This is a genomic window from Leifsonia sp. LS1, assembly GCF_020521355.1.
Lineage (GTDB): Bacteria > Actinomycetota > Actinomycetes > Actinomycetales > Microbacteriaceae > Leifsonia.
Window position 1 is genome coordinate 1 of sequence record NZ_BPER01000020.1, and the last position, 1,340, is coordinate 1,340.

General features: G+C 67.5%; 1 protein-coding gene. It reads left to right on the top strand.

All coding sequences use genetic code 11. The features are described 5' to 3' along the window. The first annotated feature begins 57 nt into the window (after window positions 1–57). A protein-coding gene (locus LLS1_RS19440; RefSeq protein WP_226658157.1) for an IS3 family transposase occupies window positions 58–1,313 on the top strand; the annotation gives its coding sequence in 2 pieces (ribosomal slippage) (window positions 58–328 and window positions 328–1,313; 1,257 coding nt in all). The last annotated feature ends 27 nt before the right edge of the window (window positions 1,314–1,340 follow it).

A 1,340-nucleotide genomic window follows, 5' to 3' on the forward strand; every position in this document is an offset into this window, starting at 1 on the left:
TGAACCGTCCCCGGTTTGATGCCGCTTCCTTTCGAGTGTGGAAGGAAGATAGAGATCATGCCGAAGAAGATTCCGGAGGAGACCAAGCAGCGGGCGACGCGGCTGGTTCTGGATCACTTGGATGAGTATCCGAACCTGACGGCCGCGTGCGAGACGGTCTCGTCGCGGTTGGGGATCGGTGCGGAGTCGCTGCGCCGCTGGGTGCGGCAGGCGCAGGTGGATGCCGGCGACCGGGCAGGGGTGACCTCGTCCGAGTCCGAGCGGATCCGCCGGCTCGAGCGGGAGAACCGTGAGCTGCGTGAGGCGAACGCGATCCTGAAGGACGCGGCGGTTTTCTTCGCCGGGGAACTCGACCCCCGACGCCGTTGATCCTCGCGTTCATCGAGGAGCAGCGGGTGAAAGGCCGCGCGGTCGGGTCGGTCTGCACTGTTCTGCGATCGCAGGGCGTGCGGGTCGCCGCGCGGACATATCGGGCCTGGAAGCATGCCGGTGCCAGCGCCCGGGACCACGCGGATGCGGTGGTGATCGATGCGCTGCTGGCAACGGCCGGAACCCCGGAGAGCATGTATGGGCGACGGAAGATGACGGCGCTGCTGCGCCGCCGCGGCCTGGCCGTCTCGGCGCGCCGAGTGGATCGGCTGATGCGAGAACTGGGCATGCGCGGGCGCACCCGGGGCCGGGGCGTGCGCACCACGATCCCGGATAAGAACGCGACCCGGGCGCCGGACCTGCTGGATCGGGACTTCACCGCTGCGGCGCCGAACCTGCGCTGGGTGGCGGACTTCACCTATGTGCGCACCTGGGCCGGGTTCTGTTACGTGTCGTTCGTGATCGACTGCTACTCCCGGGCGATCGTCGGCTGGCACGCCGCGACGACCAAGACCACCCCGCTGGTGACCACCGCACTGCGGATGGGATTATGGCGTCGCGACCGCGCCGGCCGACCAGCCGGTGAGGGCCTGATCCATCATTCGGACGCGGGCAGCCAATTCACCTCGGTCAGCTTCGCCGAGACACTCGCGTTGGAGGGCATCGCCGCCTCGATCGGGTCAATCGGCGACGCTTACGACAACGCACTGGCCGAGTCCACGATTGGGCTGTTCAAGAACGAAGCCATCCGAGAGGACAGCCCGTTCCGCAACGGCCCCCTGCGCACCGTCACCGACGTGGAATGGGTCACCGCCGAATGGGTCGACTGGTACAACAGCAGACGCCTGCACAGCACCCTCGGCGACGTCCCGCCCGACGAGTTCGAGGCCAGCTACTACGCTGACCTCAACACGCCATCCCAACCGGAGATGGCACCCGCATAGAAGCGGCACAGAACCGGGGACGGTTCA